The sequence below is a fragment of the Zooshikella harenae genome (genome assembly GCF_018837975.1).
GTDB lineage: Bacteria > Pseudomonadota > Gammaproteobacteria > Pseudomonadales > Zooshikellaceae > Zooshikella > Zooshikella harenae.
In genome coordinates, this window is record NZ_JAGSOY010000043.1 from 456 (window position 1) to 25,158 (window position 24,703).

Genomic DNA, 24,703 nt, shown 5'->3' on the forward strand with positions numbered 1-24,703 from the left:
GTGCTTACTTTAACGGCATCTGATGAGTTTAATGAGAATTCAATTGAATCAAACTGGCATTATCCTATTAGCCAAGATCAGAAACCTAACATTAGTATTCGTACTCCAGCACACGGCTCTCGCTTAGTTGAAGGTGAGTCTTTCCAGCTATCTGCACTCGTAAATGATGATCGTTCATTGAAACAAGTTTATTTCTTTGTTGCTGAGTATGAAGGTAGTCAGAAAAAACGGGAAGTGGTGAGACTGAATATTCCCCAGAATGAGCTTAACAATGCAGCAGATAATGGCCACTATTTAGTAAGGATGCTGAGTGTTCCACACTTGCCTGATACTGGAGAGGTAAAGGTTGGTGTTTATGCTAAGGATAGTGCAAATCAAGAAACAGTAGAAATATTAGCGCTTGATATTCAGCATGATAAAAATAAGCCGAGCCTGGCAATAAGTGAACCAACGGGTGAAGTTTCTTTGCTTCCTGGACAAACATTTAACATTAAAGGGGAAGCTTGGGATGATAAATACATTGATATAAATAATATCAAGGTAAAAGTGGAGTTACCTGATAATAGTGAAGAGATTATAAGTTGGACAGCATTCAGTGCTCAGCCAGAGATTGAAGAAGTCACACTTCCTAACCCAGGGACTTTTGGCGAAGTCAAAGTTGCACAGCGCTACCATGTTACTTTTAAAGGTGTAGTAACATTACCTGTTAGCTATATAAAGTATGCAGGAAAGCAAGCAGGCGTGACAATCACAGTTCGAGATAATGGCTATAATGAAGAGCAAAGCTCTGTTATTCCTTTAAACATCTTAAAAGATGAAAAAGCGCCTAAAATTACAGTCCATTCTCCAGAAAGTGAACTTTATGATTTACAAGCGTTCGATATTAAAGTTGAAATTGCTGATCAGTCATACATTAAAAAATATGCAATATATTGGGTGGATGGTGATAAGAAGAAAGAAATCACTAAAGAAGAAGACATAAATAAGGATTATGTATCTTTCTCGAACAATGGCGTATCTTTGAATGAATATAGTCCAGTAACTGAAACGCACAGTTTAACGCTACGTATTCTTGCAGAAGATGTTTTAGGTAATAAGGTTACTTATGACCATAAAATTCAGTTACATCCAGATCCTGCTCCAAAAGTTTTGCCATTAGCTGAGTATACTGAGAAAGACTGGAAACAAGGCTTATTAAGCTTGGTGAAGTGGCAAGTAAGTGATAACTATACTTCCAATGAACACACGTTAAAGTCAACGAGTTTGTATACAACATTACGCGGTTTTGGTGTGCAAGGTAATCGAGATCCAACAGGATTTTCCCTTTTCCAAAGTGAACATGCTAAAAATTATTATCCTCAATTACAGCTAAATTATCCTGAAGTAAAACAAGATATATCCATTATCGTTAATGGTGCACATTTCTTGTTTACTAATAATGGGAAATTAAAAACTTCTTTTATTCAGTCTTCCACAAGCCTTTTTAGTGTTTCTGGCGAATCTATTCCTGAAAACATTCAATATCGTATCAAGGCATATGACAAGAATATATGTCAAGCTAAGGCTAAAGAAGCAGTTGTAACAACTGAAGAGTTAAAAAATCTTAGCTCATTATTTCCCAATGTGACACAAATCCGAGTATATCCTGAGCTATCTGGAGATGATGAGAATTCCAAACCTGCATTTGACTGGTTACAAGAAATAGTTATTGAAAGGGGTAGTATTCCTAGTAGTTATCGTTATAAAGCAAATGGACAAGACTTTAACATTGGTCACGCCACAGCAAGAGTAAGTTTAAAGTTATTAGATAAGATTGCTAGTCAAGAGGCAGGGCAACCAACTTGGGCTTGGCTGACGTTAACTCCAACAGTTACATCATCAAATAAATTATTTAACTATACATCGGCTGCCGTTATTCCTGGATGGGCTCGTCCAGGGGATAGCATTAAAGTGTTAACCCACGTTGTTGATCATTTAAGTAGTAAAAGATCACCCGTGTCACTGATACCTCAAGTACAACATACATTACAAAAAGATATTGATCGACCTGAAGTAGTAATTGAAAACCCGCTTTCTGGAATGATTGCGCGACCAGATCAACGTTTTGATCTCATGGCATTAGTCAAAGATAATAGTAATGGTATTGGCAGCCTACAGTTATTTGAAAATGGGCAGTTAATACAGGAAGTTGGTGGTCAATACTTTAAAGAAAGGCCTTACAAGCTTTTTTATCAAGTTCCAAAATCCTTTGATCAAGGTGAGCTTGCGCTTCAAATTGTTGCCAAAGATAGAGCTGGACGTAAGTCAATTGAACAAATTGATTTGCCTCTGACAAATAATGAAGCACCAGAGCTCAAGCTCACGCGATTTAGCAGCTACTGGGATGGCCGTAAATACAAAATTAATTACACAGACTCAGCTCGAATTAATTACGGAGAGTTTTGGGTTCGTCAGGGCGAAACCTTTGAGTTAAAGGCATTATTAACAGATGATGTTGGTTTAAGATCTTTTGATGTATATAAAAAGCTCAGGACGGGTGAGCGAGAAATTGTAGCAGGAAAAAACGAGTCTTTCATAACGCAATGTCCACACCCTTGGATAACGAATAAAACGTTATCAATTAAAATTTCATTTAATGATTATGAGCCCACTGAGTATGAGCTTGAAGTTGAAGACACACTCGGTCAGATAACTAAAAAAACAATTTTAGTTCATCCTATGGGGAACATGTCTCCACAAGTGAGAATTGTTTCACCTGAAATTAATCAATCAATTGTAGCGGGAATAACAAAAGTTCTGGGCTCAATTGTTGTTGCGGATGACCAGGAGGTTTCCTCTGGTAATATACAGGTTTTCCTTAATGGGAAAACGTTGGGAATTAGCAATATTAAGTCGGTAGGAAAGCCAAGCACTGAGTATCAAAAAGCCTTTGAAAGTATTTTTGCATCCATTAATGAAAATTACACTTTAGCTATGGCTGAAGAGTTTGGGCGAATTGATAGCCAAAACGCTAAGCAAATTAATTTTGTTATGGAAGTTCCTGCTGGATTGATTCGTACAGATGAAAAGCATGAGCTGCAGGTCACAGTACGTGATAGCGATAATGCACTAGCTGTGCATAAAATAGAGTTTAATGCGAAAGCAGACTCAATTAAACCTGGTGTTATTCTCAAGCCTGACACGTATGGTGCTATTGAGAATGCAGATTTTACGGCAGAGCTTCAGGCATTTGATAATGTAAAAGTAGGACAGCTGAAATTATTCCGAACATTTGGTGTAAGGTTGCCAAGTGGTCGATATATAAAATTGCCTTATACTGATTTGATCAGAAGTATTGATCAAATACCTAGCCAAGATTTTAATGCAATAACTACAGAGCAAAATGTTACGCCACTATATAAGCAAATTATTCATACACCAAGAATCATAGAGCTTATAGAAAAGCTTAAATTGAATCAGCGTGATGTCAGTGAGCAACATAAATTTGATATTTGGCTTAAGCTTGAAGCTGTTGATGTGTCAGGAAAAAAAGAAAGTGTTGAGAAAGCATATCGCATACGTGTTGATGAAAAACCAAAACTTGATATTTTAGAACCTATTAATGGAAGTAAAATTGTTGAAGGCTCTAAGTTATTTGTTAATGTTAATGCTTTTGACGATGTTGCGATAGATCATGTTCGTTTAGTAGCCATTCATTCTGGTAGTTCTAACCCTGATCATATTATTGCGGATATGCCTTTAAGAGCAGCTCCATATAACTTTGTAGTGGATGTACCTGCTTTTGATAAAAAAGTGAGTAAAAATAATAAACTTACATTGCGTGTTGATGCTATCGATACTTATGGTGCTACTTATAACGATTTAAGTAACCATAAAAAAACTGAAAAGGTACATTTAGAGATTGTTGAAGATGAGCAGCCAGTTGTAGTTATTTCAGAACCTCAAGCAAGTCAAAAGATGGGCGATGTTCGTCGTACTGAAGGGCAGTTAATGCTAGTTCAGGTTAGTGCACTGGATGATGTGGGTATCGAGCATGTATCCTTGAATGTTAAAGGCCTGGTTACAGGTAATCAGACATTGACTGACACGCAGTTTCCATATGAGTTTTTAATTAATATCCCTTACGGACAAGCAGGTAATGACATTTTATTATCGGCTCAGGCGATAGAGAAAAAATATTTACAAGATAAAAAAGCGCGTGTAGCTCGTACAGCAAAAGATACCAAAGTCATCGTATTAAAAGATGAAGAAGCTCCTACAATAAAATTCAATAACCCTGCTGATAATAATGCAACTGTGAGGGAAAAAGGCTATTTAGCTTATGATGTTTACGCTGAGGATGATGTAAAAGTTGCTTCTGTACAGTTTCAGCTTAAATTAGGTGAAAAGGTACTCGCAAAGTCAATTGCTTTAAGTGCACCCTATAGTGGTCAGTTTAAGCTTGGCACGATAAAAGATTACTCAGGAAACGCTACAGATAATGAAGCTAAAAAATTAAGCTTGACTTTAGAGGCGGTTGCTACTGATGGTGCAGGAAATACTTCAAAAAAGCATACTAGAATAGTAAGCTTACTGGGGAACCAACCACCCAATTATTTGAATATTAAAGTGTTTAGTAGTAACGCTAAAGAAATATCAACCAAAAATATCATTGCTGGGCGTGAAATTGTTTTACAAGGGACTGCCAATGACCCTGATGGTGTTGGAATAGAGCGTATTTCATTTTATCAGACCACTGATTTAAATGATGCCGGTAAGGATATTTTATTAGCAACAGATGAGGCAGCACCCTTCCAATTTCACTATACAATGCCCCAAAAAATTGGTGAAAAAGTTCACTTTAGAATAGTAGCGGAAGATATAGATGGCTATCGTTCTTTACCTGGAGGGACATTATCACTAACCGTTAAAAAGGATGAGCCTCCAACGGTTTCAATTATTAAACCAGACAATAACAATGCGGTGATCATTGATGGGCAACCATTGGATATCGTCGCAGAGATCAAAGACGAACTAGGTGTTGATGGAATAGATCGAGTATTATTTTATGTTAATGGACAATTAGCAGCCACTCGCTATCAAAGTAAGTCAACTGAAGTAAATAGTTTTGCTCAAGATAATGTTTTCCAAGCCACCATTGATCCTCCACAGGGTGTGGATAGCTTTGTTGTGCAAGTCATGGCTTACGATATTGCAGGTAATCTTGGTAAGTCTAAAATTGTTCGTATAGGTAAAATTGATGATACGGTTCAACCTAAAATTTCGCTACTTTCACCTGTCTCTGGAGAAGTAATCACTGTAGGTGAAGAAGTAAAATTATTTGCAGCTGTTGATGATATTGGCAGTGATAACCGTCAGGTTAAAGCTACAGTCAGTTATGAGTATCAAGATAAAAATGGGCAATGGCAACAGCAAAAAGAGGTTGAGTTTACTTTACATAAAAATGACCAAGACCTTGAAGACGGTGAACCTAAAAGCGAACCTGAAAATCACCGGTATATATATTGGCATCGATTTACTTTAGATATTAATCAAGAACACCGTTATTTACGTATAAGAATAAGAACTTGGGTTGAAACGCAAAATCATGGAAAAGTTTTTGCTGAAGAATCTTTGCATGAAGTGGGTATGCGTTTTAGTCAGCGTTATTTTATTAAACCTGGTGCTGATGGAACAGAGTCTTATGGCGAAGACATCTTTTATACCGCAATCGATCAGTACAACACGCTCACTCAAAAAGGTGGTGTCATTACGGCTTGGAGTACATTAAACCCATTAGTGTATGAGCCTAATATTGGTACTAAATCACTTGAGCAATTAGTGGCGGAGAAGCGCCAACCTAAATTGTCGCCACGTACAGGCATTTATCTGCATGAACTGTCAGAAGATATTAACTCTAATGGAAAAGATAAACAGTTCTTGTACTCAGCACTACATTCGACACTGGATGTTTTTAATGGTGTTATTTCTGAGCTAAAAGCAGAAGCAGATTTTATTCTTGCTGGAAAGTCAGCCGTTAAGTTATCAGGAAAAGAACACCCATTTGTTACTGCTTTGGTTGCAGAAAGAGAAAGCAGTGCAAGTGACTCAGGTAAAGGACAAACTGATGTTGTAGAGGGAAGTGAGCTACTCATTTTTGGCTGGGAAAACCAAGATCAACATTTTGGAACACAACCAAGCTTATTAGGACGAATTGATCTTCCTTATGATGATGTTTATGGCCTTGCACGGAAGGACAATATTGTTTTGGTTGCAAATGGCTATGGTGGTGTACAAGTTATTGATATTTCAAACAGAAAAGCACCTTACCATGTGGGTTATATAAAGCCTAATGGCTTTGCTCGTGATGTTGTTGTTGCAAATGGCTATGCATTTATTGCGGCATCTCATGAAGGTGTGGTAATTGCAGATATTAGTGACCCAACCATGCCTATTGTGTCGAAATTAGATACCTTGGGTATTGCTAATAGGCTGACCATTCAAGGAAATAAGTTATACGTCACGGATATGGCGGGTCCAGGTGGTACTTCACAGCTTAATATTGTTGATATTAGTACACCGCACCAACCTCGTTTAAATAAGACAGTTGAACTCATTCCTGCTAGAAATGACTGGCGTGCAGATGGTGCATATGATGTAGAAGTTGTTGGCAATAAAGCCTATGTTTCAGTTCATTACTCAGATCAAGAGGATCAGCCTGCGCATGCCTTGGTAGAAGTCATTGATTTAGGGCGTCTTAGTAATAGTTTACTGGATTCGACACGACCAGCAGTTACTCATCGTCGAGCAACATGGCAAGACAGTGGCGCTAGAGGAATGGCGTTAGCGCGTGGCGCAATCTTTGTAGCAGGCGGAAAACAGGGTATTGATAAGCTAGAAACTGCAGAGCTTACTGTCACTAATCATTACCCTTCAGCTGGTGAACAGTGGATGCCAAGCGTAGATGATGAAGCGACATTAGTTAAAGAAGATAGAATAACCATTGAACTATCAGATATTGTAAATGTTAGTCATGAAGCAGATCTAGCTAAGTATATTGATGTTTGGTTGCGTTTGCCTGGAGATGGTCAACAAGCTAAAGAGTTGGTAGCAGAAAGTTTAGGTATAAGTCTTTCTGAACTGGATAAAACATTTAGTGAGACAAGTCAGCCATTATTATTGGGTGAAAAAGTCACTGATTTATTTGATATTAAGTTTCGTCGCCAAAAAGAAAATAATTCAGATAGGATTGTACTTGACAGGCGCTGGGTTGAATTAACACCTAAAGCAGATGTCAATCTTGAGTTAAATACTCGTTATTACGTACAAGTCAAAGAAGGATTAAAAGCCCTTAATGGGGATGCATTAGGTAGCGATTATATTTTTGACTTTGTAACATTTCCTGTCCGGAATGCGATTAAACCAGAAATTGAAGATATTTCTCCAAAAGTAGGAGGTATTCAAGGTGGTACCAAAGTAGAAATTTCTGGCTATCATTTTGGTGATACACCTCAAGTATGGATTGGCGGTGAACTACAGCAAATTCAGTCAGTAAGTTTTAACGAAGAAAGCCAAAAAGATGTAATTGAAATTCTGACATCTCCACACTATGCAGGGGCAGCAGAAGTTAAAGTACAAAATACTCAAACACAATTAGACACTTCTCGTGTCGGTGGCTTTATATTTACAGATCAGCTTTATGTATCCTTCATTGATCCTTCAGTTGTCAATATTAACCAACGAGATACAGTACAAACTGCTCAAATAGTTGGTTTAGGATTTCATCAAGGAATTAAGGTTAAAGCTTATCCTTCAGGGCAACCTAATAGTGATAAGACTCGTATTAATGAGGTCGATAATGATAAATTAACCCTCTATAGTGCAGAAACACTGTATTGGCGATTACCTGACTTTGGGGGTAACTACCGTGGCTTTGTTGATGTTGAATTATTTGATGAGCAAGGACGTAAATTTGTACTTCCCCGAGCTATCTTTTATGGCAAATTGGATATTACAAAGGCGTTAGCAACCAGTTCAGAAAACCCTCTAGCAACAGACTTTATTGCTCGTAATCCTGTTAATTTACCTATGGGGCGTATTGCTGATATAACAGCCGATGAAACACAAAAATTAATATATGTATTAGGTGTTGGCGTTAATCCAGAAAGTATAAAGCGTCAGCAACAACACCGAAAAGCATTTGAGCATACATATGTTCCTGGTTGGATCAGTATTATTGATTATCAGCCAGAAATTGAATCTGAAGAAAACACATTTGCTGATCGATTAGCTCATGCAGCGCCCATGCACAGGCTTGGCTATTATAACCTGCCACAGGAGTTAAAGCCTTATCGCATTCTTCTTTCTGCGGCAGATAAAAAAGTGTATGTCACTGCACGAGGTTTACACTTTAATGAGTTTGACACTGAATATGAAGATCAAACATGGTTATTGGTATTTGATGCTATTGAGAAAAGGAACAGTGGTGATAGTGTTGATCAACCAGATTCAGATAATCGTGGTATTAAATATGCGCTACGTTTACCTACGAATGCTGGGCCAACAGATATCCAGCAAATAGGCAAATTGCTATTTGTGAATTTAGGCGATGATGGCATAGCAGTAATAAGTACGCTTAACCCTGAAAAACCATCATTACTAAAAATACTGCAGCATTATCAGTACAAAGGTAAAACATATAATGTAGCAGCCAAACAGTTGGTTGTTGATGGTCAGCGATTGTATGTTGTCTCTGCACAAGTTGCTGTATTTGATACAACAAAGCCATCTGTACCTCAAATTGGTGCATTTGAGTATACTGACCCCATCACACCCGTTGCTGGAAAGCATAGACTAGCAGCAGCTGATGTTGAGGTGTTTGAAAATAATATACCCAATCTTTGGCGAAAACTGGGGCACTTTGAAGGGTATGGATTTGATGTGCCTGGAAGTGCTGCAAATATTACCGCTCAGCAAACAACCGTGGCAACTGTTGAGTATAGTGGTAAAGGTTGTAAAAAATCAGTCAGTAAATATTTAGGTATTTATGATGTCAGTGATGTTGAATCGATAAGCCTCATTGATGCTATTAAGCTAACTGATTGTAAAAACGAAAATGCAGGCTTTGACATAGAAAATACTAAAGGAACTCGCTCTAGTTTTGCAGAGTATCCTCTGCACTATACCAAAGATGGAATTATTATTACGACGAGTAATGGTTGGCCTAACTCTCCTTCTCAGTTGTTTTTAATTGATACAAAGATTTTAGATATTGTATCGGCTATTCCTGAAGATGGTAGTTTGGGCGTATCAAGAGATACTGAAATTAAATTACAGTTTACACGTTCAATTTTAGACGCAGGCTCAATTGAGGAACTTAAAAAAGTAGTTAACTTTTATGAAGTTTCTGCAGACAGTGAAAATAAAGCTGTTGAGTTTGAACTTAAGTTTGATGAGAAACAGCCAAACCTGTTGTTTATAAAACCAAAACAAACGCTAACCACAAATACACAATATCAGTTAACGTTATCAGGACAAAAATCCTTACGTCGGGCAAGTGGTTTATTTAACTATGAGTTAAGATTTACTACAGCAGATTTTATTGGGCCTAATTTACTCATTGAAGATATTACACCTCGAATTGTTCCTGTCGAAAATGGTATTGTAGAAATAACCCTGCGTAATGTAACAGGTGATACAGTACCTGCCTTTAGTTTTGCCAATCAACTAGTCATTAATAGTGTTGATTCCTCTGCTGTTAGTTTGGTTCGAACAGATGGTGACTTATCAATTTACAAAGTAAAAGTGCCTAAGGGTTTGCCTGGCGCGGCAACCGTTGTTGTAAAAGATGGTGCAGGTCGTTATGCAGAACAAGTGGGAGCGCTTATTTATGTAGGACCCATGCACGTTAAAGTGGCCACACCCGAAGAGGGCTCGTTGGTTGGCAATACCTTGGTGACAGTAAAAGGAGAGGGCTTTCCTTTAGATGCTGCTCAATTGGAAGTCATGTTTGGAGATAGCAAAGCCAGTGATATTAAGGTATTGGATTCACACACATTACAATTAAAATCGCCTCCAGGTGCTTTGGGTAAAGTCGATATTACAGTTAAAAAGTTAAGTGATAATCAAGAAGTTACATTAGAGAAAGCATTTCGTTACGTGCAGCCTGCAAAAGCTAATATCGTTACACAGCAGAAGATAACGACTATGGCTATTGATCCATCTTATACCTATTTGATGGTGGGACAAGGTAACTATGTACGTATTTTTAATATTGATGGCGATAAATTAATAAATTCCAAGGCCTCGTTTGATAAAAATGGAGATGGACAGCTAGATGGTCCATTTAATCCAGATGATTTAATGGGTATGATTGACTTAGACCATAATGGGTCTGATGATCGTCAAGAAATGCAGTTCACTTTGCCTGATGGCTATATTGCATTAGGTATTCAAGGGTACTTTGAAAAAGGTACAGATCGAATTTATGTGACCGCAGCTAAACCTGGTTTAACTGAAGCTAAGCTGTTCATTTTGGCTATTGATAAAAACAGAGCCAATATTCTTCGAGCTTTACCTTTACCTGCCAACTTTGCTCGTGGAATTAGTATTAATAACCACAATGCAGTTATTGCTATGGGTAATGGAGGTGTGGGTCTAGTAGATGTTTACTTACCAACAAAGGCCTATTTATTTGAAACACTGAAGCTACCTCACCAACTAGATGCATTGGATATTGCTCGACTGACAGATCAGCCTCGTCGTGATGTTATGTATACGGTAGTTGCTGGTAAATGGCAGCTTGATACACAGCAGTTGCTAAGCACTGAACGTGCAGGACAAGGTGGCTTTTATATTATAGGCCGTACAGAAAAAGGCTTATCAGTACTCAGTCAACTTGATATTCCTGCTAGTCGTGTGATTGTTAAGGGTGAATACGCTTATTTAGCTGCGGGCGAGCGTGGAGTGATTATTGTGGATGTAAGTAATCCACTGAAGCCAAAAGTTGTCACTCGTGTTAATGGTATTGGCCACGTTTATGATATAGCCAAAAAAGGTCATTTACTCTATCTCGCACAGGGACAGCAAGGTATTTTAACCGTTGATATTACCAACCCGAAAAAACCATTAATTTTGGAAGGGATGGATGCATTTAAAACGAATAATCTGCAGCATGTCATTGCTTTGCCTTTTTCCGCACTTGGTGGGGGAAGTCAAAAAAGTAAGCGTTATCCTGGGGTTATACAGGTAACAAATGATGTTGTGTTAGCTATACACCGAGTTGATCCTACTAATGGAATTCTTGACTATGATGCTCAAAACAGATTACTGGCTCGGTTAAGGTTCAGTAAGGATATTGATACACCACTGAATAAAGATAAGTTTTCAGTGACAGATGCTTTTGGTAAACCGCTGCCTTATACCCTTACCTTATCGGGCAATGATGCGGATATAGAATTGACTGGTGAACATGGTTTAAACGTAGGGGATCAGCTTGTTATTCATGTAGCAAAAGGCCTGGTATCCCGTGATGAAAATTCTAAAACAAACCTATATACATTAGCGGTAACACAACAAGTGCCGCTTATTTTTCGTGGTAAACGGCTTGATATTGTTAAAATTGAGTCAGTATTACCCAGAAGAGTACTTGCAGGTGAGCAGCAGACAGTAACTGTTGGTGTATTTGGAGCGCCACTGGATAAATCGCGAATTAAGTTGTGGGTTGCTGGTAAGCCATTTTCTATTACTGAAATAGTAAGTCATGATAAACAGGAACGGTTAGCGCTGATTACAGCGAAAGCACCTGCAATTGAAGTGCCTGGTTACTATGACGTCTGGGTAGAAGTTGAAAAACAAGGCTTGTGGCAAAAAGATAAACTACAAGGTGCTTATGCTGTTGACCAAACTATTGTATTAAACAAAGTAGAACCCGCTTGGGGACCATTAACAGGTGGTACCAGGGTTGAGTTATATGGTGCAGGCTTTGAACCTGGTAATACCGTTATGGAAGGACTTCAATTATTTATTGGCTCAACGCCAGTAACTGATTTTGATGTTTTGTCCACGGGCCATTTGCTCTTCAATACACCAAAAGGAGTTGTTGGGCGCCACCCAATTACCCTGGAAAACCGTTTTGGCCAACAGGCTACACTGGATGCTCAGCATGGCTTTGGGTATGGGTTACAACAGTTGGCTGTAACACAGGCTTCCAGAGTCGGGCCTGTGGCATTAGCCGTTGATGCGAAGACAGGTGTTGCCTATTCAGCAACAGGTTTTTTCACTGAGGTCACACCCTATAGTGGTGAAGATGCCAGTGTTTTAAAGCCATTCCTGGTTAAATATCGTGATTATTTCTTGCCTGAACAACTACGCCTGGCAACTTTTGATATTAATAATCCTACTCAGCCATTATTGGTAGGGGGGGCGCCCGTTTTACCTGATGCTAAACAGAATAGTCGTCAGTTGAATGAATTTATTACTAGGAAAAAACTGTTTGTTAAAGTTGCACAGGCTCAGGAAAATAGCCAGTCTCTGGAGGATGTTTTAACACCAGAAGAAGTTAATCAGTGGTATCAAGTAAAGCATGCCAAACTACCAACAACATTGGATTCACTTGATGTTCAACTAAGTCAACATTGGGAACTTGATAATTCTGGTACTTCAGTGGTTCAGTCGCAATATGCCTATATTGCAAATGGCTCCGGTGGGGTTGTACAGCTTAATGCAAATGGCCTTGCATTAATCAATTCTGTCAATGATGAGGATGAAAATAATCATACAACAGATATTGTTAAACAAGGTGATGCACTTTTCTCAGCGGTAGCTATTCCAAATGAGGTTAAGCCCCGCCAGGATCATACCTGTTATAGAGGGGGAGCGAGTTTTAATCCAGCTAATGTACAGAGTCTTTCTTATAAAGTGACAGATGACCCTGTAAGCTTTGGTGCTATTTCTCCGGACATAAAAGGTGGTGCAACCGTTTATTTTGATGGTGAGTGGCTTTTTGCAGGTGGTACCCTAGGTGGTGTTGCTCATCTTCCAATGATAGCTGAGTGCGCGTTCTGGCGAACCGTTCAAGGTGCACGCAGTGGTGATCGATCTGAGCAGGGACAAACACTTAATGCAATAAACTTGCTTGATCCTAGCTTGATTAAAAAGGAAGAATTACCAGCCAATATACAAGATATTGTGAGCTATGGTGATTACTTGATTATTGCGCTTGGTGGTAAAGGCGTTGCCTTTATTCACAAAGATCGCTTGGATCAGCAGCCTACCTTTATCGCTGATAATAAACTACAACCTATTGCAGGGCGCGTTCGTAAATTAAAATTATTAGGGAATATTTTATTTCTGGCTGCAGAAAGTGGCTCTGTTGTAGTACTCGATATTAACGATATTCAACACCCTCAAGTATTAACAGCAGGGAATGTTGAGCGCGTCGATGCAATTGACATTTTTAATGACAGGTTGATAGCGGCTTCAGGTAATCAAGGGTTACGGATTTTTCAATTACCCCATAGTTTTGTTGCGCAGGCAAATGTGAAGCCTGATGGATTTTTGTCAAATCATGCTGATAGCGTTTTAACGTTTACTTTTAACGAACCCGTCAGCATTGAATCACTGCAGGAAAAAGGTGCAGTTAATCTAGATCAAATATCTGATATTAATGATACCTTGCAACCTGTTGAATTTACGCTTAAAGCAACTGATGAGACTGAAGGTCGAGCTACTCAATTTGCTGTGCATTTTGAAAAACAACCTGCCACTCGTTATAAGTTATCTGTTAATCGAGTAGAAAATTTGCGTGGTAGTCATTTATGGGCTCCTTTTATTCGACAATTTAAAACCACGGGAAGTGATGTTCAACGTCCAGTTATTAAGCGAGTTGTTCAGGGTACATTACTGGCTAATGATCTTGATGCAGAAATAGTTGTTGAAGGTCAGTTCTTTAAAACAGGCTCTACGAAAGCTTATTTAAATACTTATCCATTAAGTATAAATGTTATTTCAGAAACAACACTTAAAATTCCTGCGGGTGCGTTACAGCAGTTGAATTTGTCACCAGGTCAGTATCACTTACGGATTGAAAATGGTGAGCTTTCTGCTGTTTATTTAGGTGCAGTTATTTATGGCGCAGAGATTAATACAGACAATATAAAAATTGATTTAGATGCTGGAGAAGTCTCTGGAGGTTATGTTGTAACGGCTTCAACGCCTGCAGGGCAAGGAATTTTCTTACCTGGTACAAAAGTAAAATTTAGGTCACACCGAAATGGTCGTGAAATTAAATCTGAAATAATGCCTGGTGGTAAACTTGTTGATTTAGAAGATGATGTGGTAAGTCTAGAAGCATTTCGGTTTAGGGTTCCAGGCGTTGAATATCCTGGTGTATTTGATGTTTTTGCGTTGATACCTTCAGGGAATACGATTACTGAAGTTAAACTTGGAGAATTTTCGTACTCAAGCGGTATTGGACAAGAGTGGAATTTGCCTAACTATCCGCCAATGGAAATAGGGGCCGCAGTAGAAAAAAATAATATTTTATTTGTGGGTGTTAAAGCAGGGTTAAAGCCAACAGACACTAACCGCTTTTTAATGCGAAGTGGTTTGGAAACATATGATGTTACCATCCCTGATCGTCCTGTCCGTTTAGCGCAGTTAAGAACTGAAGGACCTGTTACTGGTATTGCTGTGACTGATGGTGTGGCTTATTTAGCAGCTCAACAGGAAGGCTTATTGCTTGTTGATATTAATGATCCTGCTAAGCCATTTAGGGTAAGGTCACTACCATTACCTGGTCAGCTTGCCATGGATGTAGCTGTTGATTCCCAGAATAACATATTGGCTTTAGCTGTAGCCGATGAGTTGGGATCAGGGTTTATTCGCTTTGTTGATTTAGCGGATGATGAGTTAGGAAAGCCAGCAGGTTATAGCACAATTATTTTTGAGCCAGCAACGTCTGATAGTGCAACATCTGAATCGAGTACCTTGCAAGGTCAGCCAATTGATATTGCTTGGCAAGGTGATAGGCTGCTGATTTTATATCGTGCACAAAATCGCCTGAATCTGGCTGAAGTTTCAGGTTTTGGTCAAAATCTAACAACACGAATTCACCCTATTAATATAACGGAAGCTGAAGGCATTGACCGGCTTCAGGCATCCATGCATGTTGAGTTTGGACAAATCCATGTGGGTACACGTAACCGGCAGTGGGTACTGATTCCTGATGGGTCAACAGGGGCTTATACGCTCAGTCATTGGCAAAAACGTGAAAAAGGTGGAGAGCTGTTTGCGCAAGGTGGACAGCTGATGTCTTCTAATCAATCAGGTGTTGTTCAGGTTCGTACATCCCACTTGGCTATATCGCAAGTAACTCCCGTTACAGGAAGCGAACTGACTAAAAAAGAAACTATTAAACTCAGATTTAATAATCTTATTAATACTGATCCTGAAAAAGTGAGCGACTGGGTTACGTTGAAGGCTGAAAACGGGCAGCCAATTAACGGTGAGGCTTTTCATATTAAGGCCGAAAATACTCTTGTCGGGGCACTGGTTACTGTTAGTTTTACTGAAAAAATGCCATCAGGTTTATTTTCACTGAACGTATCTAAAGCTTGGACTGATCTTTCTGGATTGGAAATGGTGTCAGGACTCAATGCTGAATATCATTTCTTATCAGTTGAACGCCCTGTTGTTCAACGTATAGAACGAGTCGTTGCGGATGATAATCTGAAAGAGCGTCGTCACTTATTCCATGGTGAGGGTGATGAGTCCGTAGCTGTATATGGAGAAAACTTTAAGTCCAACATTAAAGTCTGGGTGGGTGAAACACTTGTTACGTCGTCTGTTGATGTGACTGATGCGGGTACTCAGATGATGTTTAAAATGCCTGAGCTTAATTTAGGTATTGCAGCGACTACGCTCCCATTGGTTATAGAACAAGATGGTGTGCGCACTATAAAGTTTGGTGCATTTACTATTTTGCCTCAAAGTTATATTGAAAGTTTTTATCCATTAACAGGTCCTCCTCAAGGAGGAAATCGGATTAGTATTTATGGCCGTGGTTTTAGTTATGGCATAACGGTTAAATTTGGAAATACTATTGCTGGTGACTTAAAAGTAATTAATAGCCATCATATTGAAGTCCGTGTACCTGCGGGTAACTTTGGCTATGCACCTATTACGATTGAACAACCAAATTTTCCTGGGGAAATTGCAACAGCAACAGATAAATACTTTTATGCAGGTAAAGAAGTTGGTTCAGTCAACTTGCCTGCTGATGTTCCAAGTCCAGTATCTGGCGTTGTTCAACGCGATCAGTTGTTATATGTCATCACTGGTGGAACATTTAATGTTCGTGATCGTCAAGGACGTTCACATAGAGCGTTGCAGAGTTCTACTGCTCGATTATCTATCATCAATGTTGCAGATCCAGTAAAACCTGAAGTAATACAAAAGCAGGATGCTGATAAGACATTTAAACCATACCATTTTAGTGCTTCACATTTAATAAATGGGTTTACTGATTTAGCTCAGGAAGGGAATCACTTGTTTGTTGCGGGTGGAAATAAATTGTTCCATCTTGATGTTACGCTAGCAACTGACCCACAATTTTTGGATGACTATGTTGTCTCAGGCGCTATTCGTAGCTTGGCTCTTCATGAGAATTTACTTTATGTCGCAACGAACACAGGTATTGATATTTATCGTGTAGAGGATGAAACACTACAACGGTTACACACCCTTACTAATAGAGACATGGGGGGATCTGCTGAGCGTGTTCGTGTCGTTGGTGACAGTCTATGGGTGGTGCAAAAAATTGGTCGTAAACTTATTCAAGTTGAGTTAGCGACTGGTAAATTTAATATCACGCGCAAAGTTGAAACAACCAATTTATTGGGTGAGAGAATTCAAATAGAAGATATTTGGGTTCAAGGTCATCTGCTATTAGTGGCAACAGCGGGTAATGGCACAGTACAAGCTTATAACTTAGACAGTGATGACTCTGCGACACGTGTTGCTGAGCTTAAATTAGCTTATTTGATTCCTAATGGTGATATTGCTGCCAGACGTATTTATGTTTATGGGCAGACACTGTATGTCGTTGCAGAAGAAGGGGATATCCAACTATTTGATATTTCACCATGGTTGGCAGGTGACTATAAATCAGATCTTAAACTGCATTACTACTATGCAGTAACAGGAAATACAACGGCGCTTTCAGTATCACCAAGAGCTTTATATGCAGGTACTGTTTTTGGTTATGTTCAAGGTAAAGCGGTTGAGAATCCTTTTGCTGCAGACGAACTTCCCCTGGCAATGGGTGGAGGACTGAATACAATTGAAAATGACTTGTTGACAGTGATGGATCAGTTTCCAGAGTCTGGAGGGTTTATTGCTGGAGGTGAAAAAGTCCGTGTTCAGTTTAATCGTCTACTGAGTAACCGGCAGTTAGCAAATGATATTAATCATTTACTCACCATCACTTTGTCTGGTGTGCCTGTTGCTGGTCAGGTAAAAGCGTATACAAATAATGCAGGCACCCAGTTAGTATTTACCCCAGATCAGCCTTGGACAGCAGGTAAGCAGTATTATGTTACTTTATCTGGTGGGGTAATGGACTTACATGGTCAGACATTAGGGGCTGATTATAGGTATCGTTTTGTCGCTACAGGACAGGTGCGTCCAAAATTTGCCTCTGTGAAGCCTGCATTTATTGGCTGGAATAGTGGAGAAACCATTGTTATTTCTGGGGAAGGTTTTTCCAAGGAAACTCGAGTATCGGTTGCTGGTCAAGAAGTGCCCCAATCAGCTATCACCTTACAAAGTGCAAACCAAATAAAAGTTGTCACACCTAAAATGCCTGAATCTCCAGAAAATAATCTGCTTGTGGGGATAAAGGTAAGTAATGGTACGTTGAGTCACTTTAAACCAGCACAGTTAACGTATGTTGCTGACCCTCGAATTACTAAAATTGCAGGGTATAACAGAGAAAATAATGCATTCACCGCATCAACATTATTTAAATTTAATAATCAGGATGTCATTGCTATTCAAGGTAAAGGCTTAAGTCCTGCAACTAAGATATTAATCAATGGGCAACCTGCTGAGGATATTCGTTTTGATTCCTCAGGACAGATTAGCTTTCGATTGCCTGCCAATACGTTGGGTACCTTAACAGTCAGTGTTCAAAATGGCAGTGGGCAGCCTGTTATTAATCAAGAGTTAATCATCACCCTTGACCCACAAAAGCAGATAAATGCTATTCAAGGCTGGTTCCGTCAGGGGACTAATCTGGTTGTGTGGCAGCAAAATGAGTTTCGTTTATATTCCACATTGGAAAGTGAAATACCACTGTTGTTATCTACAGCGAATACTAACAGGCCTGTACATCAAGTTGTTATTAACCAAGGTTATGCGATTGCTTTAGTGGGTAATGGCTGCGGTGAAACGGTAGATAGTGGTGATTTAACTAATGGTAAGCGCTGTGATGTTCAAGTCTGGTCATTAAAAGATCCATATGCGCCTAAGCAAGTAAATAATATTAATAATGCTAGAGGTTTCTTGCTTGATCGGTTGCACGCTTTACCAAATGGTGTAGTTAGCTTTTCTAAACAGCATATGGTATTGGCCAATGAACTTGGTACAGATTTATTAAGAGTAGCGCTAACGGATGCTACAAATCCGTTAATTGATGTTGCTGTTTTTAACAATTATTTGTTGCTGCTGAGAAATAAGACAGTAGAAGTGCGTGCAATCGCAAATCCTGCGCAAGTAGTCACCCAAATTGATCATGCTAGTTTAGAACCTCATGGCTTAAATGTTGATGGTTCAGTAGCACTTTTAGCTGGTCGTAGCATGGTCCAGCTTTTAGATTTGAGAAAGCTCTTGGTAGAACAGAAGTTAATACCTTTTACGCCGCAAACTATTAGCAATGTTCAAGCAACAGCATTAAGTGGCGAATTACTGGCAGTTGTACACTCGAACGCTTCTCAGACTCAGCAGTTAACAGTGTTTGATATTAATATTGGTAAAGGTCAGGGTGAGACTGATCTGTCTACGCAATTAACAGAGTTATTACCTGTTTATCTGGAATCAAACTTTGGCAAAAATGATAAGCTAAGTTTACATGGTAGTTTGTTGGAGTGGAGCCTGGGTAACAGTTATTACAACCTGAAATTACCCATTGCTAATGCATATCAGGTATTACCAAAAACATTAGCGAGAAAAAATAGTGTTATTCAGCTTTCCACATCAGGTGAAAATGAGTCCTGGAAGTCTGTCATCCTTCAATTACATGATGCTGAGACGGCTGAGCCGTTGCCTGGTGATGTTGAATTATTAGGGAATGTGTTGACATTCCAGCCACGAGGTAAAGATTACACGTTAGACAGTCGGTATGCGCTAAGCTTTTTTAACCCACCCAAACAGACCGTTAATTTACCTCTTATGGTGTTTGACATGCCTCGTCAGGTACAAACTGCGAAGCTGTTTGGTTGGGAAACTGCGAGCGTTAATCAATTAACGCCTACTGCTACAAATAATGACAGAACGACAACGATTATTATGAGTGGGCAGCAATTACAGCAAATAACAAAAGTTGAAATTGCGGGTATAACGTTATTGAAGTCGGCAAATGATTTTTCTGTCAATGATGATGGTACGGAACTTACTTTTGCGGCTAAGTTGACTAAACAGGGATTACATACCCTAACATTAACCAGTTCTGCGCAATCAATCGTGCTACCTGCTGCGGTTAAAGTGTCTGAAAAACTCGTTTTAAGTACAGCAACGACAACTCACCCTGATAATAGCAGTGATATGCAATCACTGATTAGTGATACTGGTGGGAATATTGTTCAATTAGAGGGTAAAGGGCTAGGCACTGATATAAAACTCTATTGGTTACAAGCGGAAGAGCAATTTGAACCAAACTTTAGTCGTCAGCTGAATTATTCCTTTGCTAATGGAATCATTACCTTTTCTGTTCCTGTTGTTGATAAAAAAACACGTTATCGTCATGGTAGTCTTTATCGTGTTGTAGCCTACCGTCAGGCTACCAATGAGCAAGCTTCGCTTAGTGCTGAGACTATGTTGAAAGTGGTTGATGATACGGTACCCACAATCAATAAAGTCCGTAACTTGTATTATCAGCAGCCTATTAGAATTGAAGCAGATGAAGCCATTAAATTTGACCACTTTTCAGTAAGTCGTGTTTTTAAAGATTATGAGCATCATGATCAGCCAGCTGAAGATGTCACCGCATTTTTTACTCAGGATAAATATGTTGCAGATAATGTCATTCAAATTAAAGCTAAAGATGACTATGCAATAACGCATAATGCTCTCTATCGTATTACTATTGAAGGTATCCAAGACCTTCATGGTAATTTAGCCCAAGGTATGGGAATTACGGCAGGTAAGTATCAATATGAAACACTGACCAAGGATAGACTCCCACCTCGAAATCTAAAACTAGTACGAACAGATACGCAAGAGGCTATTACTGGCACTTCTGAAACAGGTACTCAGCAGGCTGTTCTCACCAAGAATAGAGAATACTGTTTAGTACCATCAGCCGAAGATAATTATGCAGGTCAATTAAGTTATCGCTATCGATTATCTTATGATGGTGGGTTTACCTTTGGCGCTGAACATAGCGTAGGTAATAGTGTTACACAGTGTGCCAATAGAAAAGGCTTCAAGCTTGCCGTAAGCAACAAAGCGTCTGGTTTAGCGATTAAATTAACGGCAAGTGATGGGTATCAGAAGACGGAGCAAACATATCATGTTGTGCTGAAGGAGCCTGTTGTTAATCTTACAAGCTTTAGTACTGCACCTAGCGAAGTAGAAGAAGCAACGCGCGCAGCACTGATATTTACCATTAATGGTGATGTAGACCTTATTAATTGGCAGCATACACAGCTACAAGTGAATTTAAATGGTCAATGGCAGCCTGTTGATATAACGAATAAAACAACAGATTTAGCTGCTCGAACTGCAAGTATCATAGGGAATTTGTCACAGCCAAAAATTAATGCACTAAAAGCTTACCGTGATGCACCAGAAGGAAATAAACCTAAATCACTCACTATTCAAACACGTTTGGCGGTTAATTTAGGGTTTGATCTCATCCGCTTTTTAGAGGCTCAATATACTCTGAACCTGGATAAAACAAAGCCAACAATCAGCATTGTTTCACCTAAGCATGATGATTTTGTGCCCTATGGTGAACCTGTTGATGTACTGATTAGGTCGTTTGATAAGTATGGTATAGAGCGTGTAGAGCTTTCTAATAGCTATGAAAATGGTGGAGCATGGCAGAAACTGGTAACACCAAACCACTATAGTTTTACGCCAACCAAAGAGCAGCCAGCACAAAATATTACACTGAAAGTGCGTGCATTTGATCCTAATGGTAATCAGAGCGATGACGGTGCAGATCTTAATCGCTCAACTGTTACGGTCCACCCTTATGACCCAGAAGCGGGTGCTCCTCAACTGAAAATTCTGTCACCGCTTGATGGCGCTGTTTTCCATGAGAAACAACCCGTTACCTTTGAAATATTAATGCGTAATGTTCTGGAGGCGAAGCTTTACTTAGATGTTGCTGGAAATACTGAAGATCCACGCAATCCAGCGCCTATTTCTTTACAGCGAAGCCTGGAAGATAAAGAACAAGTTTTTGTGACCACAACAATTCCAGCAACAAATGAAGAAGTGGTTGTACTGGCTAGAGTTGAATCAGGTAGTGCTCTGAAAGGGCGGGTTCATCTGAACGTGAAAAAAGATAATGGTATTGATCAGACCCTTGCCGTTACAACACTACCTCCTGCAAAAATGCTATCAGGCACTGAGCTTTCTGTATTAGCTGAAGTAACCCCAGAGATGGATGACTACAGTAGTGATTCACACTTAACTGTTAAGTCGGGGGAAAATATGCTAACTCAAGTGGCCTTAGCCGATGGACTTCATTACTGGTCAACACCAAATCGCGCATCTGAACTGGTTGTGAATGCAGAACTTAAAGATTTATCCGGTCATTCCAAAAAGGTCGATCAGTCTATACAGGTTCTGCCGTACTTTAATAGTGGAAAACAGTCGCTGTATAAAGTTAAAGATGCCACTTGGGAAATTTCTTCACTTATTTATGCGCCAGGATTAACCAAGGCAGCAGGATTAAACGAAAGAGATAATTCCACACTGGTATGGGTAGAAAATAACCGGACAGGTGGCTTTATACTCCGTACGCCATCACAAGCACTCGTGTCATCACCCATTGGACGTGCATTATTTGTGGGCTTTAATGGGCAGCAACTTATTGCTCAAGTTCTGAAAAATGGTGACGATCATTTGGTGGTTTATCAACAATCAGAAGCGGGTCAGTGGCGTCAAACATTGGAGCAGAAACTCTATGGCAATGTGCTTGGTGTGAATGGACATACTGTCTATGTGCAATATGGGCAGATGTTAACAGCGCTGGTTTTAACAGCTCAGCCAACTTCCGGTCAAATACAAGCTGTACCCACTGCAGGGATTAGCCTTGCAGATCCGATTGAATCTGTTGTATTAGCGGATGGTAGATTATTTGCATTGACATCAGCAGGTCTTTATCAGTTTGCTTTGGTCACTGAAAAAGGCTTTTTACAACTGAAACAGCAGTGGTTTGTTGCATTACCTGAGCAAAATGGTTTAGCGGTTAAAGGGAATCAAATTGCAACCTGGCAACAAAATAATGTGAGTGTTTTTGAGCTAAGCGATGAGCATGCATTAATTGAGCAAGTTGCCTTTAAGCAGTCACTAACAGCCAATATTAAACAAGGGTATTGGGACCAGCAGCGATTGTGGTTGGCAACAGAGCATGCGCAACGTCAGCTGTGGCAAGTGTTTGAAAAAGGTGAGCATGTTGCAGATTATCATGCAGCACAACTTGTATTTACCCCCGATGCAGTTATTGAAAATAAAGGCCAGGAAATACTGACACGCTCACTACAAGTCTCATCAGCTTCAAGCAAGCCTGAGTTTAGTGTTAGTGCGCTAGCAACAGGTTGGCGCATTAAGCTGAATGATTTACCACTTATTTCAGAGCCTATTGTTTGGTTGACCGATGATCAAGATAAGCGTTTAGTTGCTCAGTGGTATGAGGCTAACTCACTGCTCCTGCCGTATGTGCAGAATATTTCCACGGTTAATGTTCACTGGCAAAGTCGACAAGGTAATGGGGTTAAAGAAGTTGCTTTACCAGTATTTAGTGGTCAAGTGACGCCTCACTGGCAACCACCTCAGGGTAATTCGTTAGCCAAAAATGCATTAATACCAATTTACACAGCGCTTTCAGCGGAAAGTCGAGTCAACTCTGCCGCCATGAATAATCAACATGCTATGGCGATAGTCATGGATGGTATTGCTCAGTGGTGGCAATTGGATAAGTCAGAGCAGGGGACTGTTACTGTTGATGTTAATCAGCAAGGGAGCGATTTAACCTGGCCCTTACAGCCTGCCACTGCAGTCAATACAGGGTTAACCGTTTTACAGCCACAACATAACACTCGCTTTTATGAAGGTGATGACATAACGGTTGAATATGCTTTAATCAATAAACAACAGTTTCACTATGTTGTGGTTGGGTTATATGACTTTAATGAACAGCTGGTTTTTCGTCAGATAAATAGTTCCGCGCAAGGAAAATTAAGCTTTAAACTACCTGCATTAAGTGGTGAGCAAGAAAATTATCATATACGTGTTGACGCTTATGCTGGTCCACACTTCAATTACGATAGCTCATCGGTGAGCTTCAGATTAACACCTAAATTTACATTACCTGTACCAAAACTCTCAGGTGTTCCGCTTTCTATCATGGCGGGTGCTGAGCTTAAGGTAATGCTGCTTAATGAGTTAACCACAGGTGTCTACAGTCAGCTTGTATTGAAAAACAGTACAGGTGATGTACTGGCAGCGGGTGATAAGGTACTGACTTACCAAGTGACAGGTTCAGAGCCTGAAAATCAGCTAAGGCTTGATGCTGTCATTGCTGATGACTTTGGTAATCGCAAGTCTACAACCAGTGTTATTCGTATTATAAAACCATTTACCTTTAGTAAGCAGGCACAATCATTAAGTTTTGATGTGTTGTTACCCGATGTTGGTTTTAGCTGGTATTTACAAGGTCGAGAGCTTTTTATCACTACAGAAGGTAATTCCCGAGGGAAAAAAGTCACTCAGCTTGATAATGATCTTACAGTGTTACAGCGAATGGGAGACCGATTGATTGGACTTGATCCTGGCTTTGGTCTGCTGTTTATGGACCCGGAGGAAAATTTCCAGCTGGTTGGGCGTCACCCTTTAGCTGAGCTAGCAGGGTTTACCCATAATGGTGATGAGTTAGTTGCTTGGAATAAACAGCAGGCTTATCGCTATAAAATACGTGGTAATGCACTTGAAAATGAAACGACGTTCAGTACCAGTAGTATACGTGGAGGCTATGCATCAAGCTTTATACAAAGTATTCAGTGGCAAAGTGACTTTTATCTGCTAACCGCAAAAGGTTTATACCCATGGAGAGCCGCATCACCAACCATTGAATTTAACGATGCACGTTGGGCGGTAAGACATAATAATGCACTTTGGGTTATGGCTGATCAGCATACGTTACAGCGTATTTCTACCACAAATCAGCGTATTTCTATAACACTACCCATGGCGGCAGATCAGGCGGTTGGTGTTG

The 24,703-nt window shown here is 39.7% G+C and carries 1 protein-coding gene (running past one end of the window); it reads left to right on the forward strand.

Features of this window, described 5'->3' with window-relative positions; genetic code table 11:
- Positions 1-24,703: the 5' portion of an IPT/TIG domain-containing protein gene (locus tag KCG35_RS16285; protein ID WP_215820856.1), read on the forward strand. Its footprint extends 9,695 nt past the window's final position; the window shows 24,703 of its 34,398 coding nt (coding positions 1-24,703); its start codon is at positions 1-3; its stop codon lies beyond the right edge, outside the window.